Genomic DNA, 15,067 nt, shown 5'->3' on the forward strand with positions numbered 1-15,067 from the left:
GATATGCAAACGAAACCTCGCCTTAGTTTTGCCCAGATATGGAATATGAGTTTCGGGTTCCTCGGAATTCAGATGGGCTTTGCTCTTCAAAATGCTAATGCCAGCCGTATCCTCCAGATTTTTGGAGCCAATGTCGAAGAATTATCCTGGTTCTGGGTAGTAGCTCCTTTAACAGGAATGATTGTTCAACCCATCATAGGACATTATAGTGATAAGACCTGGACCAAACTTGGAAGAAGAAGACCCTATTTTCTAACTGGTGCTTTATTGGCCTCTGTGGGTCTTATTCTAATGCCACAGGCTGATCTGTTCATTGCTTTTTTACCTGCATTATGGGTTGGGGCTGGGTTCCTGATGATTATGGACGCCAGTTTCAACGTGGCTATGGAACCTTTCAGAGCTTTGGTAGCCGACAAATTGCCAGGTGATCAAACAACCTTAGGCTTTAGTATTCAAACGGTATTGATTGGACTAGGAGCAGTAATTGGTTCCTGGCTGCCTTGGGCAGTTACCAATTGGTTCGGCATTTCCAATACTGCTGAGCCGGGCACCGTGCCACCCAGCTTAATAGTATCCTTTATCTGTGGAGCTGTAGTACTCATTGTAACCATACTCATCACAGTTACTACTACTAAGGAGTATAGTCCCGAAGAAACAGCTGCTTTTGAAGAAGAAAGGGAGCCGGAGGTAAATGAGCTTCCTGAGAAAAGAGGTTTTAGCCAAATATTGCAAGACATAGCTGCTATGCCAACCACCATGAAGCAATTAGGGTTGGTCCAGTTCTTTTCCTGGTTTGCTTTGTTTGGCATGTGGGTATTTACTACACCCGCCATCGCCCATCACATATGGGGATTACCAACCGATGACACTTCTTCAAGCTCATATCAGGATGCCGGAGATTGGGTTGGAATCATATTCGGGGTCTACAATTTAGTTTCGGCCATTTATGCCTTTTTACTACCCTCTATTGCTGCCAAGCTGGGTAGAAAACAAACCCATGCCTTGTCTCTGGTTATTGGCGGAATTGGACTGATATCGATGTATTTGGCTCCGGATAAATATTGGCTCATTGGATCAATGGTTGGAGTTGGGATTGCCTGGGGCAGTATTTTAGCGATGCCATATGCAATTCTTGCCGGATCAATACCACTTAAAAAAATGGGAATCTATATGGGGCTCTTTAACTTCTTCATCGTTTTCCCACAAATCATCAATGCGATTATTGGTGGTCCTATAGTAAAGAATCTGTATGGAGGTAATCCTATCTTCGCCATTGTTATGTCTGGCGTATTTATGATTCTGGCCGCCTTCACCCTGAGGTTTGTAAAAGATAATGACGACCCTGCACTCACAGCATAAACCAATCATTTAAAAAGCAGCTTAACCGCTGCTTTTTCTTTTTAACTTCACCGCTCAACTCTGTTAATTATGAAAAAACCCATCTTACTACTTTTTGTATCAGTCATTATTTTTAGCTGCACCCCTCAAAAAGATGATCGAGCCACTGTTTTTCAAAAGATCAATGAAGAGGCCCTGGCTAACTCCAAAGCCTATGAAACACTGGAAGAAGCCACCAGAACGATCGGTCACCGCTTAACAGGTTCTGAAGAAGGAGCCAAAGCTGAGGAATACACCTATAACCTGATGAAGAGTTATGGCCTTGAAGTGGAATACCAGCCTTTTGAAGTAGAATCATGGTCAAGAGGAGAACTGGAAGTGAAGATCGGCCCGAAAGGAAGAAAAGAAGCAGTTCCTTCTGTTACCTTGGCTCACTCACCGGTAGAAGCTGATATCAATGCCGCTATTGTAGATATGGGCAATGGCCTGGAAGCTGATTACGAAGCTAAACCTGGAGCTGTTGAGGGCAAAATCGCTCTCGTATACATTGGCGTTCTTCCTGGAAGCCCTCAGGGCACCCAAAACCTTCACCGATCTGAGAAGACTGCTTTGGCCATAAAAAATGGCGCTATCGGCATCATCATTATCAATCAGGTGGATGACGGTGTACTGCTGACAGGTACAGCCTCCGTGACCGGTAGTTTAATCGATATTCCCGCTGTGTGTATTGGCAAGGAAGATGGTATGGCCCTGAAAGAGACTTTAAAGAACAGCCAGCAATATGCTGAGATTCATATGACCAATCAGTCGGGTTTGATCAATGCCAGAAATGTAATTGCCACCATTAAGGGTAGCGAATTCCCGGATGAGAAAGTAATCGTTGGAGGCCACCTTGACTCATGGGACCTGGCAACAGGTGCCATCGACAATGGTATTGGCTCATTTGCGGTTTTGGATATGGCCAGAACATTCGCTGCACTGGACCTTCAACCTAAAAGAACTGTTCAGTTTGTTATGTTCATGGGTGAAGAAGAAGGACTGCTTGGCTCCAGGTATATGGTGAATCAGGCGGTAGCCAATGGCACTATCGATCAGATCAAATATGTGATGAATCAGGACATGTCAGGTAATCCTGTTGGATTCGGAACGGGTGGCCGCCCTGAAGCAGAAGCATTTTTCAAAACCGTAGGACTGGAGATTATGGCGGTTGATTCTTCAACCTTCAAAAATCAGGTGTCTAACGGTGCCGGATTGCATAGTGACCACCAGCCGTTTATGCTTCAGGGAGTTCCTTACACTTCTCCGAGCTCAAATCTCGACAGATCGATTTACGGTTGCTACCACTCAGACTGCGATGACTTCGACCTGGTCAACAGAGAGCACATGGTTAACAATGTGCGCTTCAGTTCCATGATGCTATATGCTCTGGCCGATGCTGAGAAGCTGCCAACTGAAAAGCTTGACGATGCTGCTACCAAAGCCTTTTTGGAGGGCCATAACCTGAAGCTTAAACTTCAGATTGGTGGTGACTGGAGATGGGAAGATTAGAATAACATCTCCCTGTCCGATAGATTATCGCATATTATCCACATGAAAGTCACAGCAATTATTATGAAGGTTTTTGTTGACACTTCCGCCTGGACTTAATGCTTAACAAACTCAACACTTAACGATGGAAATCTGGAACATCCTCCTGCTCTTTGCAGTCGGCCTGATTGCAGGTGTTATCAATACACTGGCAGGAGGAGGTTCTCTGCTTACTTTACCCGCCCTTATCTTTCTGGGGCTCCCTCCCAATGTAGCCAATGCCACCAATCGCATTGGGGTCTTTTTCAATGGCTTATTGTCATGGAAAGGTTATCAATCCAAGGGTGTTAAAACCGAAGCTTACGATATCTGGCTGGGAGTTACTTCTTTTATCGGAGCTATTCTGGGTTCCTATATAGCAGTTGATATTAAGGGAGATACTTTCAACAAAATCCTGGCAGCAGTCATCGTCATGATTGTGGCCTACATGGTGTTTGGTAAAAGGGTGAACTCCGGTGAGGGCATTCGTACCAACCGAAAGTCCAGGATCATTGGGCTCGTCACCTTCTTCTTCATTGGTATTTATGGAGGATTCATTCAGGCAGGGGTCGGTTATTTGATTATTGCTTCATTGTCCTTCATTCACCACTTTAGCATCATTAAGATCAACATGATCAAGTCACTTACTGTACTTATCTATACCCTTTCTGCCCTTGGTGTCTTTATTTATTCAGGCATTATCAATTGGGAGCTGGGATTGGCCTTGGCAGCGGGAAATGGTGCAGGAGGTTGGTTGACCAGCCGATGGAGCACCAAAGTAAATGAGAAGTATATTCGGTACTTTGTGATGTTTACGGCCATAGCTTTCGCTATTAAGCTATTCTTTTCCTGATTTACGGGCATAAAAAGCCTCCGCTTCCTCCAGCTTAGAAAGGTCATCAAGGTCTTTATAACGTTTCGACTTTGCCTTTTCCCTTTTGAGATCATGGAATGAAATGACCTTCATCTCAACTCCTTCTACTGTTTTGGAAACAGCGCTTTGATAAGCCAATTCAAAACCTACTTCCTCACTTATATTTAACCTGGTCATCAGTTCGACAACGGAGTTGGAGTCAGAAAAGGAAACCATACGATCCGATCTCAGTTCCTCACTGGCATCTTCATCAAACTCAAAACCAACCGTTTCAATGGCTCTATGAATCCTATCGAGATTGTCCTCTTCATTCGAAACCCACAAATCAAGATCTGCCGTAGATCGATTATATCCATGAAAGTTGACAGCAAAGCCACCGACCACCAGATACTTCACTCCTTCAGTATTGAAGCTTTGGACCACTTTCAAATAAAAATCATCCATCCTTTCTTCTTAATACATATCCCCCTGGCTTCCTTTTGATTGGATTAAATCTTTGCATTGTCTTTATATGCTTCAATAACCAAAGAATTCTTTCTTCAGGAGTTCTTTTGAATCCCTGCTCCAGAACGTAGCGCTCAGCTTCCTCGTGATTTTTATGTATTCGCATTTCTTTGGCCACTTATAAAGCTATCAAAAATGGTCCCGATTTAATAATTTCCCACATGGAAGAAGTAAAGCAGGGATTGCGCAAAAGCATCAGTCAGTTTGTTAGTCTTTCAGAGGCAGACTGGAATATCTTTCATCAGGCTTGGAAGCCTTATGAAGTGAAGCGCAACCAGCCTGTTACCTTATGTGGAGAGGTAGAGAAATACTTTTATTACATCCATGAAGGTCTCTTGAGAGGCTATTTCGAAAAGAACGGACAGGAATACAATATGGGCTTTTCGTACAATGGCGAGTTTAGTGGGGTATATGACTCTCTCATTTTCCAGCGTCCTTCTGACTGGACGGTAGAGGCTCTGGTAGATACTACCGGCCTCAGACTTCACCATCAAAGTCTTATGGAACTACAGGAAAAGCATCCCTTTGTGAAAGAGTGGCTGTTCAAATTCAATCAACAGGTAATGTTCGGATTGGGTATATTTATCAGGAGTCTGTTGGCAGATACTGCGGAAGAGAAGTTCAAACGCCTGATGCATCAAAGTCCGCATGTACTCCAATTGGTACCTCAAAAACATTTAGCCTCATATTTGGGGATGACCCCTGAAACCTTTTCCAGGATGAGGAAAAAGTGGGCCCAAGAATAACTTGATCTATATCAATACATCTTAAAATCTGAACGATTTATTTTACAGCAAAAAATGCAGATCAAAGCTCAGGAACATATAGACAATTCTATCGCACAATGCGAAAACGCACTTTCTGAAGTCAGAAATGCTATCTCCGGTTTAAGCGATGAAGAACTGAACACCCAGGAAGCTCCAGGGAAATGGAGTATTCTTCAATGTCTGAAACACCTAAGCATTGCCAATGAAATCTATGTAAAGAATATTGAAAAGGCATATCAGAAGTATAGTCAAAAGCCTGATGATTTCTTCAAATCACACTGGAAGGGTGACTACTTCACTAAAATGATCTCCCCAAAAGACAACGGAGAAATAAAGAATACCATGAAGACCTTCAAGTCGATGGACCCCCGTCAGGCATTGGATTCCAAATCTGCCATTGAAGAGTTTTTCCAGACGCATGAGCAATTAATTGAGTTGATCAGAAAATCATCGAACTACAGCCTGAATAAAGTAAAAGTACCCACTGCATTGGGCCCATTGGTTAAGCTCAGATTAGGCGATGCCTTCCGTTTTCTTTTAGGTCACCTGGACCGACATGTGCTTCAGGTCAAAAGAATCAAGAATGCCATAGTCTAATCCCATGAGTATTCGTTACATTCAACTTGATGAAACGAATACTACTTTCTGCTCTAATAATCCCCTTTTTGTATTCATGCGGAACTCCTTCAACTGATCCTGAAGCAGAGAAAGCCGCCATAGCCGTTGCCTCTAAGGCCTTTTCTCAGGCCTATATGGATGGAAATCTTGAAGAGCAGATGTCATATTATACCGATGATATCGTCATTATGTCGGGAAGCAGGGAAATGATTCGTGGGAAAGAGGAAGTGACCAATTATTGGAGGCTTCCGGCATCCGTCAAAGTATTGGAACATGCCTCCACACCTGTCGAACTGGAAGTATCAGGTGACATGGCGAAGGATTTTGGTTACTATGAAGGCAAATCAGTAAGGAATGGAGATACGATTACTTTCAGGGGGCAATACCTGATTACCTGGCGAAAAGAAGCTGATGGCCAATGGCGGATGTCAGCAGATATGTGGAGCGCCTTAAATAATTAACTCATGAGCAGTGAAGACAAAGATAACAAGCAAGTAAAGCGCCCCAGAGGTGTAGGAATTGGTACCGGCATCGCCATTGGAGCAGGTATTGGCATAGCGATGGATAACCTCGCAATAGGCATGGCGGTTGGTATTGCCATGGGTTTCGGCTTTGAAATGATCAACAGGCAGCGCAACAAAGACTAGGCTATTTGAGCCTAATCTCATACACATAGATGAGTTCATAATCACGCTCAAAGTCACCATCATTGGGCATATACACATATAAGCGATTCAAGCCATCGCCTCCAACAATCACTCCTCTGGTTAATGAATGTACATTAAACTCCATTTGTCCTTTTTGAGGTTCCAGCTGTGGAATCTGAAAATCAGGCACCACCTTTTTGCCATCCTTAAAGAGTTGATAATAAAACTTATAATGCTCCCTCCTCACTGATGGCCATCTGTCATCCTTTCTATAACCCGCATTAATCAGCGGGTTTAAAACATCCATAGGAATGGCTGTACTATACCTCAACAGAGTATACTCACCCAGTTGAATTATATGCAGGTAATCAGAGCTAGCCATGCGCCCACCTCTATTGAGCCAGGCCAGGCCTTCATATCCACCAATGGCTCCTGCTACTGAACCTGACTTCACCGGATCTCCAAAATGCTCAGGAGCTAAATCAATCTCACCTTTCGACTCACCAGTCTCCATATCATAAACCTCCAACACTTTAATTTTGGGGTACATAACATAGACTTCTTTTCTGGCATCATTATATACTACATGAGGCGGAAATTGCCTTACACCATAGTCGTTTTCCGGGTAATACACCGGGTCATCGGGAAATCCATACTTTGCCTTTTCTCCGGTCTCCAATGCCTCGTAACCTGTTTCATAGGCATTAAGATCATAGAAGCGCATGGGCTTAACAATCTGAAAAAGACTGTCCCAGGCACGACCGGCTTCTTCCAGACCTTTAGCCAGGCCCAGCGCCAGATTACCCTTGTCATCGGCCGCAGCAATTTTATGCTGTGAGAAACCAATAAAGTCTAGTGTATTGATCTCTTTATACTTCTTGATAAAAGAACCATCTAATCCATACTGAAAAAGCCCGAGTTTCGAAAGCACGCCAATAGTACTATCACCGATAAAGAAATTGTCCATCGCATTACTCCCAAATCCTTCAGGACCCCGGTCGAACCTCTTAAACTGCTGAATGATTTGGCCTTTCTGATCAATTACCAGATGCCCTAGTGTATTAAACTTTTGCCTGGCCCCCATCATGATAATCCCCGCACCGATATCGCCAGCCAGGAATAACCCGGTACGGGCATTATAATCATAGATGCTCAGGTTACCCATTACATCAATCATAATAGAATCCTTTAGGACAAGTTCGGCTGTGGTTGGTAAGGTTTCCGATGGAGGCCCAGCCTCTTGAAGCGTCTGCTCATTATCAGCACCTCCGCAGGCAGTTAAGGCCAGAGTAAGAAAAAATAAAAATGCCTTTATCAACTTCATGAAAGCAATAAAGGCACTTTATAACTAAAAACTAAGTTGAAATACTCTCAGTTAATTGATTAGCAACTTTAAACAACTAATCTTCCCTCAATCGGGTAGCCGGATTTGAAAATGCGGCTTTGAAGGTCTGCATGCTAATGGTGATAAAGGCAATAGACAAGGCCACACCTCCTGCGATAACAAAAGGCAAAGCACCCAGACTAATTCTGTAGGCATATCCACCTAACCAGTCACTCATAAAATACCAACCCACCGGGGCGGCCAGAAGCATGGCAATTCCTACTAAAATGACGAACTCCTTGCTTAGCGTAGATACAATCTGATTAACAGAAGCTCCTAAAACCTTTCTGATACTGATTTCCTTACCTCTTTGTGCTACAGTGAATGAGGCTAAACCAAATAAACCAAGACAGGCCAGGAAAATCGCCAGACCAGAGAAAATAGTAAAAAGCTCACTCCTCTGTGACTCCGACTGATATAGGTTGTCGAATCTTTCATTGAGGAAATTGTAGCGGATAGGTGAGTTAGGAGAAAATTCAGCATACTTCTGCTCAATCTCACTCACCGAGCTTCTCAGGTTTTGCCCCTCAATTTTAATGGACAGGTATTGCATTCTGTTTCGGTTATTTTCCATAATCACCGGAACAATTTCACTCTGTAAAGACTCAAAGTGGAAATCCTTTACCACCCCGATCACTCTACCGACTACACCTCCATAATTCATTCTTTTGCCGATGGCGTCTTCCGGGCCTTCCCAGCCAATAATCTCCACAGATTTTTCATTCAAGATAAAGTTGGCCGAGTCCCGGCTCCAGTCGTCAGAGAAATTTCTTCCGGCTATGACCTCCATCTGGTAGTTCGGAATAAAGTCAGGATCAATCTGTAATTGCTTAATGACCACTTGGGTAGGTTGCATTTGTCCGTCTACTTCGGCCTGAGCTCCTTGTGAATCGAGCAACTGCCCTGAAGGAATTCTACTGGAACCTCCTACCGATTTTACTCCTGAAATATTGGTCAGTTCATTCTTGAAGGTTTGGAAATTAGCCGCCACTTCCTGACTGACATTCAGAATCATCATCTGATCTTTATCATAACCCAGGTTCTTATTCTGCATAAAGTTGAGCTGCTGCACCACCACTACAGTGGAAATGATGAGCACTACAGAAATAGAAAACTGAGCTACCACAAGTATTTTTCTCAACAAACCAGATTTACCTGGTGCCGAACCTTTACTACCTCTCATGACTTCCAGTGGCCTGAAAGCTGACAGGTAAAATGCCGGATAGCTTCCAGCCAATACTCCTACTAACAAGGCACTTCCAAATATTATGGCCAGTAATCCGAAATTATCTACCACATTAAAGTTCAGCTGAAGATCTGTAAACTGTCTGAAGAAAGGGAGAATTACTGAAGTGGCTCCAATCGAGAGTACTACCGCAAACAGGGTAAGCACCATAGACTCAATCAGGAATTGGTTAATCAGACTGGTTTTTCCTGCCCCAAATACTTTGCGCATGCCCACTTCTTTGGCCCTTCTGGTCGATCTTGCCGTGGCCAGGTTCATGTAGTTAATACAGGCTATCAAAAGAATTAAAACAGCAATAGAAGTGAAAATATAGACATAAGTAATATCCGAGTTCTCTCCCAACTCATCTGACAAGCTAGAGTGCAAGTGAATATCGGTCAGTTTCTGTACATGAAGTCGTGTCCAGGTTGGAGCCGTTTCTCCCAATTGGATTTTGAGGAATTCCTCCATTCTACCCAGGATACCATCAATACTTCCGGTTTCTGTTAAAGTAAAGAGTGTGGTAAAGTTGTTACTACCCCAGGCCTGTAGCAGGTTTTCTCGTCCACCATAAAACTGCTCCATGGCTGAGAAGTCAGCCATCATATTGAGTTCAAAACTTGAATTCTCAGGCCAGTCGCTGTAAACTCCCTGAACCAATAAATCTACCTGATCGAAAACTCTGATGGTTTTACCCATTGGGTCTTCATTACCGAAATATTTCTCAGCCAGACTTTTGGAGATCACAACGGACCCTGGTTTTTGAAGCGCATCCTTCAGGTTCCCTTCAATGGTTTCGAAAGTCAGGATATCTACTATCTCCGGATCGGCAAATGCCAGATCACTCTCATTGAATAGCTTTTCGCCATATTCTACAGTACCGGAAGTGGTGATAAAACGACCAATTTTATCAATATCCCCTTCATAGTAATCTCTGAGGTAGTGAGCAAACGGTGGGGCCAGCCGCGATAAGTGCAGCGAGGTGCTACCATCCTGACTCATAAATTCTCTGGTAAAGCGATAGGTTTCATCAGCATTCTCATGAAACTTATCGTAGCTCATTTCTTCATTGATATAGAGACCAATGAGTAAACAGCAGGTGAGCCCTACCGAGAGCCCTACAATATTGATAAATGAAAATCCTTTGTGCTTCAGAAGATTTCTGAGCGCAACCTTAAAATAGTTTTTGAGCATGACCTTTTTTTGATTTGAGTGTTAGTACGTACAATTTAAGCTTGTACGAATTACAATAAGGGACAAGTTAGCATTTACAGGGTTGCATGTAAAGTCAAATTGAAAGCAATCAAGTTCCTGACTTGTCTGTTTTGCGTGGATTTACCACTTTTATGTATGCGAAATGCTTTTCTGGTAGGACTAATATTTTTCAACCTACTTATCACACATCAAACTCAGGCACAGGAATTTGAAGTAGTCTCATTTAATATCCGCTATGGAACACCCGGAGATGGTGAAAATAAATGGAAAAGCAGACGCGGACGGGTTATGACCATTTTCAATCGCTACAAAGATGGCATTATTGCTACCCAGGAGGCACTACCTCTTCAGGTAGATGAAATTCTGGATGAAGTTTCGCAACTCGATGTGGTATTTCGATCGAGAACTTTAGAAGAGAAAAAGGGCGAATCGAACGCAGTCTTCTACAATAAGAAAACCTGGAAGGTGGTTGAGGATGAAACTTTCTGGTTCTCTGATACTCCCGATGAGCCGGCCACCAAAAGCTGGGGAAATACACTACCCAGAATTGCGACATTGGTAATTCTCGAACATAAGTCAACTGGTAAAAAGCTTCGCCTGCTTAATGCTCACCTGGATCATCGCTCAGTTTACAGCCGGGAAAGAAGTGTGGAGCTACTGCTCAGAAAATTGATGACGGAAGTAGAGCCCATGCCCACCATTCTACTCGGAGACTTCAATGAGGTTCCGCAAGGTGAAAACATCCAAAGGATAAAGGAGTATTTTGAAGACACCTATAAGGGCGATGAACTGGAAGGCTGTACTTACCATAACTGGAATGGTGGCAGTCACTGTGAACGAATTGACTATATCTTTTACCTGAAAGCCGATGACCTGCAGTTGAATAGCTTCACCATAGACCGATGGAAAAACAAGTTCTTTTTTCCTTCAGACCATTATCCAATAGTGGGGAAATTCAGTTTTAATTAGTGCCCTTTCCGAGGCTTTGAGCCTTTTGTGCTTTAGCTCTTCTTCTGTTATTGATAATAACACCCAACAGAATGGCTACTATCCCCACAACCTGACCTACTATAATAACTTCGCCATCTAGTATTCCCCATGTTAAGGCAACAATAGGAATGAGGTAAGTAACGGTGCTTGAAAAAATCGGAGTAGTAAGTTGTACCAGTTTATTGAATAAGATCAGGGCCAGTGAAGTACTCATAACTCCCAGTAAGCTGAGATAACCTAAGGCCTTTACCGCCCCTGGTTCTGTGGCCAGTTTCACAGAGAAGTCCGTTCCGAAAACAAGATAAAGCCCGGCCAGAGGGCCGACCAGTAGAATACTCACACTGGTGATCACTACCGGTGTCAAGTCTGACAGATAAAACTTAATCACATTGAGATTGGTACCATAACAGGCCGTAGCAAGTACTATGAACAGGGCGTAGTAATTGAACTCGCTGATTTCACCTCCACTACCAGCTGTTAGAAGTACCACCGTTCCGATAAAAGCGAGTATGATACCAATGTAATTTCCCCTGTTAAACTTCTGCTTGAAGAATACCGCTCCGATTATCAGGGTAAAGATTGGGGTCAGCCCATTCAGAACACCAGTAATACCACTATCTAATCGGGTCTGACCAAGAGCAAATAGGAATGCCGGACCAAAGGTGCCCACCATACCAATTAAAAAGAGCAACTTTAATTGCCTTGCTGTCAGCTTTCTGACTTTTGGTATACTTACCGGAACCAGAAAAAGACAGGCAGCCAGAATTCTGATAGCACCCACTTCACCTGGATTATAAACTACTAAACCCTTCTTAATTAAGATGAAACTGGTTCCCCAGATCAGAGAAAGGATGGCCAAGATAGCCCAGGCAAGTACATTGGTATTTTTCATGCTTCTGAAAGAAGCCCAAATGTAGAATAATTAATGAATGTAGCGAAGCGAAATCATGCCATTGAATAAGCCCCCGCAAACTCATCGGCTACTTCATCGAGAATAGCAAAAAGTTCTTCCGGGTCTTCCGACTCTACCAGCCTCGATCTGTAAGGTTTGAAATTGGGCACCCCTCTGAAATAGTTAGTATAATGCCTTCTCATTTCATAGATACCCTGTCTTTCATTTTTCCATTCCAAAGAGAAACTCAGATGCTTTTTAGCGGTTTGCACTCTCTCCGCCATGCTTGGTGGATCGAGTAATTCACCGGTTTTCATGAAATGCTTGATCTCATTGAAAATCCAGGGATAGCCAATACTGGCCCTGCCAATCATAATACCATCCACTTCATACTTCTGCTTATACTCCAGCGCTTTCTGCGGAGAGTCGATATCACCATTACCGAAAATTGGAATATGAATATCAGGGTGGTTTTTAACTTCAGCAATTTTGGTCCAGTCGGCAACACCCTTGTACATCTGTACTCTGGTTCTACCATGGATTGTCAGCGCTTTAATACCCACATCCTGAAGGCGCTTGGCCACCTCTACAATTTTAATGGTACTATCGTCCCAACCCAGGCGCGTTTTTACAGTAACCGGAAGCTGTACCTGTTTGACAATCTCTTCCGTCATCTTCTGCATTTTCGGGATATCGAGCAGTATTCCTGCACCAGCCCCCTTGCAGGCTACTTTCTTAACCGGACAGCCATAGTTAATATCTACGATTTCAGGCTGAGCTTCTTCAGCAATAGCAGCTGCCTGACGCATGGATTCAATTTTGTCACCAAAAATCTGAATACCAATCGGTCTTTCGTAGTCATAGATATCCAGCTTCTGCACACTCTTCTCGGCATTTCTGATCAATCCTTCTGACGAAATAAACTCGGTGTACATCAAATCTGCACCATTCTCTTTACACACTGCTCTGAATGGCGGATCACTCACATCCTCCATGGGGGCAAGCAGCAATGGAAAATCTCCAACCTCTACGTTTCCTATCTGTACCAAGGGCTATTCAAATTTTCGCGTAAATTTACGCCATTATGACGAGACTTGACAAGGGAATTGATATTACGGGAGGAAGATCGGAGAGAGCTTCATTTTTAATTGTCCTGGGATTTCTAATAGTAGGCTTCTTTGTTGGCCAGTTTGTAGGTGCCATTGCAGCATTTGTTTTTGCCTTTTCTAATGGTGCTGATATGGCCACACTCATGTCTGACCCAAATGCCATTTATGATCATATGAGTCTGACTCAGGTTTTAGTGAGTCAAATTGGCTATACCCTGATATTCACCTTTGTTACACCATGGTTTTACTTAAAGGTACTTGCCAACAAAAGCATCTCAGTTCTTTCAAACGAAAAAGGTGTAAGCGCAATCCCTTTGATCCTCACTGTTTTGGCTACAGCAGCCTTTATGGTGGTTAACTCCATATTCATAGAATGGAATGAGAATTTCCACTTTCCTGAATTCATGTCAGGTTTTGAGCAGTGGGCCAGAGAAATGGAAGATCAATTGGCTGAGGCCACTGAGCGTTTTACCACTTTCAATAATATAGGCGAGTTTATTTTCGGACTTATCGCCATTTCTATTTTGCCCGGTATTGGTGAGGAAATTATGTTCCGGGGAGTTCTGCAAAACAGCCTGCATCGTCTGGCTAAAAACAAGCATGTTGCCATCTGGATATCTGCCTTCATCTTTGGCGCTATTCACATGCAGTTCTTTGGTCTGTTGCCGAGGATGATGCTTGGAGCGGCCTTTGGCTACCTTTATGTATGGTCGGGCAACATCTGGTACCCAATTATCGCACACGCTGTGAACAATGGCATCGGAGTTATTCTTGCTTATTCAGCTCAGTTTTCAGAATCAGAAGTCAATCTTGACGATACCGAAACTGTACCTCTGGTCTGGCAGATTATCGCTGCGGTATTTTTCGTTGCATTTATGGTTCTTTTCAGAAATCAGTATCTTCGGTCAAAATCACAAGAGTGAGCAGTTGGCAAACAGTTTACCGCACTACTATTCCACACCAGGCTGAAATTGTCAAAGATGTTTTGAACAATGAGGGCTTTGCTGCGATTGTTTTAAATCTTCAGGACCATGCTTATAAATTTGGTCAGTTGGAGGTTAAGGTAAACCCTGATAGTGTAATCAGAGCTCTAAAAATTATCAACGAACAGATCAGCTTTAACAATGAATAATTTAGCCCTGCGGATATTAACAGCTCTTATAGGTGTTGGAGCTATCATTGCCGCAACGGTTCTTTCTCCCTGGGCTTTCGCTGCTGTTTTTGTACTCATTATGCTCATTACCCTGAAAGAATTCTACGGTTTGGCCCGTCAATCAGGCAGAAGACCTTATGAAGTCTGGGGACTTGGCTTTTCGCTCATCACCTATGTGCTGTTCTTCTGTTATTTTCAGTTAGAACTTTCGGCAGAGCTTTTCTGGCTTTTGCCTGCTCTTTTTGCCATAGTATTTATTTATCCTTTGCAGGCGATGAAAACATCGCATGCCATCAGTTGCCTGGCCATTACCACCTTAGGAGTGGTTTACATCGCTTTTCCTTTTGCACTTATGCATCCCATTGCCTTTATCGGAGGTGAATATCAGTACGAGCTGATACTGGGTATGCTTTTTTTGCAATGGGCTAATGACACGGGAGCCTACTTTGTTGGCAAAACGATAGGAAAAACCAAGCTTTTTGAAAAAGTATCTCCCAAGAAAACCTGGGAAGGAACCATTGGTGGTTTTGTTTTCGGGCTTATTCTGGCCTATGCAGGCTTTTCAATCTTTGGCATTATGAATCTTTATGAGTGGTTAGGTCTGGCAGTTATCATCGGAGTGTTTGGCACTATTGGCGATCTTGCGGAATCTCTATTCAAAAGAACATTGGCAATAAAGGACTCAGGACGCAGTTTACCGGGACATGGGGGCTTTCTCGATAGATTTGATGGACTACTCCTTAGCTTACCGTTCACTACGGCCTACCTTCACTTTATACTTTAAT

The 15,067-nt window shown here is 43.3% G+C and carries 17 protein-coding genes; 11 read left to right on the plus strand and 6 right to left on the minus strand.

All coding sequences use genetic code 11. From position 1 onward, the window contains the following. Positions 1-3 precede the first annotated feature (3 nt). The 3 genes from ACOOEY_RS07850 (at position 4) to ACOOEY_RS07860 (ending at position 3,757) form a co-directional block, all read left to right on the plus strand. The gene (locus ACOOEY_RS07850; protein WP_420388113.1) at positions 4-1,359 is read left to right on the plus strand and encodes an MFS transporter; all 1,356 of its coding nucleotides are present in this window, start codon (positions 4-6) and stop codon (positions 1,357-1,359) included. 69 nt (positions 1,360-1,428) lie between these two features. Beyond that, positions 1,429-2,886, plus strand: coding sequence for a M20/M25/M40 family metallo-hydrolase (locus ACOOEY_RS07855; protein ID WP_420388114.1), 1,458 nt, complete (start codon positions 1,429-1,431; stop codon positions 2,884-2,886). Positions 2,887-3,010: 124 nt separating this feature from the next. Then, positions 3,011-3,757: a sulfite exporter TauE/SafE family protein gene (locus ACOOEY_RS07860; protein ID WP_420388115.1), complete on the plus strand. Its 747-nt coding sequence runs from the start codon at positions 3,011-3,013 to the stop codon at positions 3,755-3,757. Here ACOOEY_RS07860 and ACOOEY_RS07865 read toward each other — a convergent pair. After that, positions 3,743-4,222 (minus strand): nucleotidyltransferase, encoded by a 480-nt coding sequence (locus ACOOEY_RS07865; protein WP_420388116.1) that lies wholly within the window; start codon positions 4,220-4,222, stop codon positions 3,743-3,745. The genes ACOOEY_RS07860 and ACOOEY_RS07865 overlap by 15 nt on opposite strands. After that, on the minus strand, positions 4,215-4,388 hold the full coding sequence (locus tag ACOOEY_RS07870; RefSeq protein WP_420388117.1) for a hypothetical protein: 174 nt from the start codon (positions 4,386-4,388) through the stop codon (positions 4,215-4,217). Before ACOOEY_RS07870 ends, ACOOEY_RS07865 begins: the two co-directional genes overlap by 8 nt. Positions 4,389-4,443: 55 nt before the next feature. Here ACOOEY_RS07870 and ACOOEY_RS07875 point away from each other — a divergent pair, with 55 nt between their 5' ends. The 4 genes from ACOOEY_RS07875 to ACOOEY_RS07890 are packed head-to-tail and all read left to right on the plus strand — an operon-like array spanning position 4,444 to position 6,314. After that, on the plus strand, positions 4,444-5,028 hold the full coding sequence (locus ACOOEY_RS07875) for a Crp/Fnr family transcriptional regulator (protein ID WP_420388118.1): 585 nt from the start codon (positions 4,444-4,446) through the stop codon (positions 5,026-5,028). 54 nt (positions 5,029-5,082) lie between these two features. After that, positions 5,083-5,646, plus strand: coding sequence for a DinB family protein (locus tag ACOOEY_RS07880; RefSeq protein ID WP_420388119.1), 564 nt, complete (start codon positions 5,083-5,085; stop codon positions 5,644-5,646). A 29-nt stretch (positions 5,647-5,675) separates the two neighbouring features. Further along, positions 5,676-6,128, plus strand: coding sequence for a YybH family protein (locus ACOOEY_RS07885; RefSeq protein ID WP_420388120.1), 453 nt, complete (start codon positions 5,676-5,678; stop codon positions 6,126-6,128). Positions 6,129-6,131: 3 nt separating this feature from the next. Then, positions 6,132-6,314 (plus strand): hypothetical protein, encoded by a 183-nt coding sequence (locus tag ACOOEY_RS07890; RefSeq protein WP_420388121.1) that lies wholly within the window; start codon positions 6,132-6,134, stop codon positions 6,312-6,314. A gap of 1 nt (position 6,315) precedes the next feature. Here ACOOEY_RS07890 and ACOOEY_RS07895 read toward each other — a convergent pair whose 3' ends face one another. Both ACOOEY_RS07895 and ACOOEY_RS07900 read right to left on the minus strand, forming a co-directional pair. Beyond that, positions 6,316-7,638, minus strand: a complete 1,323-nt coding sequence (locus ACOOEY_RS07895; protein ID WP_420388122.1) for a hypothetical protein — start codon at positions 7,636-7,638, stop codon at positions 6,316-6,318. A gap of 76 nt (positions 7,639-7,714) precedes the next feature. Continuing rightward, positions 7,715-10,117, minus strand: a complete 2,403-nt coding sequence (locus ACOOEY_RS07900; protein ID WP_420388123.1) for an ABC transporter permease — start codon at positions 10,115-10,117, stop codon at positions 7,715-7,717. Positions 10,118-10,273: 156 nt separating this feature from the next. Between ACOOEY_RS07900 and ACOOEY_RS07905 the strand changes: the two genes are divergently transcribed. After that, entirely contained in the window at positions 10,274-11,107 is an 834-nt protein-coding gene (locus ACOOEY_RS07905) for an endonuclease/exonuclease/phosphatase family protein (protein WP_420388124.1), read from the plus strand. Here the strand turns inward: ACOOEY_RS07905 and ACOOEY_RS07910 are convergent. Together ACOOEY_RS07910 and dusB are read right to left on the minus strand one after the other, a co-directional pair. Then, a complete protein-coding gene (locus ACOOEY_RS07910) occupies positions 11,100-12,020 on the minus strand; it encodes a DMT family transporter (RefSeq protein ID WP_420388125.1) in 921 nt (306 codons plus the stop codon). The genes ACOOEY_RS07905 and ACOOEY_RS07910 overlap by 8 nt on opposite strands. Positions 12,021-12,073: 53 nt before the next feature. Further along, a complete protein-coding gene (dusB, locus tag ACOOEY_RS07915) occupies positions 12,074-13,069 on the minus strand; it encodes a tRNA dihydrouridine synthase DusB (RefSeq protein WP_420388126.1) in 996 nt (331 codons plus the stop codon). A gap of 35 nt (positions 13,070-13,104) precedes the next feature. Between dusB and ACOOEY_RS07920 the strand changes: the two genes are divergently transcribed. Genes ACOOEY_RS07920 through ACOOEY_RS07930 form a run of 3 tightly spaced genes read left to right on the plus strand, consistent with a single transcriptional unit; the run spans position 13,105 to position 15,066 of the window. After that, positions 13,105-14,052: a CPBP family intramembrane glutamic endopeptidase gene (locus tag ACOOEY_RS07920; protein ID WP_420388127.1), complete on the plus strand. Its 948-nt coding sequence runs from the start codon at positions 13,105-13,107 to the stop codon at positions 14,050-14,052. Further along, positions 14,049-14,261 (plus strand): hypothetical protein, encoded by a 213-nt coding sequence (locus tag ACOOEY_RS07925; RefSeq protein ID WP_420388128.1) that lies wholly within the window; start codon positions 14,049-14,051, stop codon positions 14,259-14,261. Before ACOOEY_RS07920 ends, ACOOEY_RS07925 begins: the two co-directional genes overlap by 4 nt. Further along, positions 14,254-15,066: a phosphatidate cytidylyltransferase gene (locus ACOOEY_RS07930; protein ID WP_420388129.1), complete on the plus strand. Its 813-nt coding sequence runs from the start codon at positions 14,254-14,256 to the stop codon at positions 15,064-15,066. Before ACOOEY_RS07925 ends, ACOOEY_RS07930 begins: the two co-directional genes overlap by 8 nt. Position 15,067: the final 1 nt, after the last annotated feature.

This window comes from Roseivirga sp. (genome assembly GCF_965216855.1).
Taxonomy (GTDB): Bacteria; Bacteroidota; Bacteroidia; order Cytophagales; family Cyclobacteriaceae; genus Roseivirga.

Excerpts from the sequence above, each read along its gene's own strand:
- ACOOEY_RS07855 (WP_420388114.1), top strand. The coding sequence starts at position 1,429 with ATGAAAAAACCCATCTTACTACTTTTTGTATCAGTCATTATTTTTAGC.
- ACOOEY_RS07870 (WP_420388117.1), bottom strand. The coding sequence starts at position 4,388 with ATGCGAATACATAAAAATCACGAGGAAGCTGAGCGCTACGTTCTGGAG.
- ACOOEY_RS07920 (WP_420388127.1), top strand. The coding sequence starts at position 13,105 with ATGACGAGACTTGACAAGGGAATTGATATTACGGGAGGAAGATCGGAG.
- ACOOEY_RS07900 (WP_420388123.1), bottom strand. The coding sequence starts at position 10,117 with ATGCTCAAAAACTATTTTAAGGTTGCGCTCAGAAATCTTCTGAAGCAC.
- ACOOEY_RS07850 (WP_420388113.1), top strand. The coding sequence starts at position 4 with ATGCAAACGAAACCTCGCCTTAGTTTTGCCCAGATATGGAATATGAGT.
- ACOOEY_RS07895 (WP_420388122.1), bottom strand. The coding sequence starts at position 7,638 with ATGAAGTTGATAAAGGCATTTTTATTTTTTCTTACTCTGGCCTTAACT.
- ACOOEY_RS07885 (WP_420388120.1), top strand. The coding sequence starts at position 5,676 with ATGAAACGAATACTACTTTCTGCTCTAATAATCCCCTTTTTGTATTCA.
- ACOOEY_RS07930 (WP_420388129.1), top strand. The coding sequence starts at position 14,254 with ATGAATAATTTAGCCCTGCGGATATTAACAGCTCTTATAGGTGTTGGA.
- ACOOEY_RS07865 (WP_420388116.1), bottom strand. The coding sequence starts at position 4,222 with ATGGATGATTTTTATTTGAAAGTGGTCCAAAGCTTCAATACTGAAGGA.
- ACOOEY_RS07860 (WP_420388115.1), top strand. The coding sequence starts at position 3,011 with ATGGAAATCTGGAACATCCTCCTGCTCTTTGCAGTCGGCCTGATTGCA.
- ACOOEY_RS07880 (WP_420388119.1), top strand. The coding sequence starts at position 5,083 with ATGCAGATCAAAGCTCAGGAACATATAGACAATTCTATCGCACAATGC.
- ACOOEY_RS07905 (WP_420388124.1), top strand. The coding sequence starts at position 10,274 with ATGCGAAATGCTTTTCTGGTAGGACTAATATTTTTCAACCTACTTATC.
- ACOOEY_RS07875 (WP_420388118.1), top strand. The coding sequence starts at position 4,444 with ATGGAAGAAGTAAAGCAGGGATTGCGCAAAAGCATCAGTCAGTTTGTT.
- ACOOEY_RS07910 (WP_420388125.1), bottom strand. The coding sequence starts at position 12,020 with ATGAAAAATACCAATGTACTTGCCTGGGCTATCTTGGCCATCCTTTCT.
- ACOOEY_RS07890 (WP_420388121.1), top strand. The coding sequence starts at position 6,132 with ATGAGCAGTGAAGACAAAGATAACAAGCAAGTAAAGCGCCCCAGAGGT.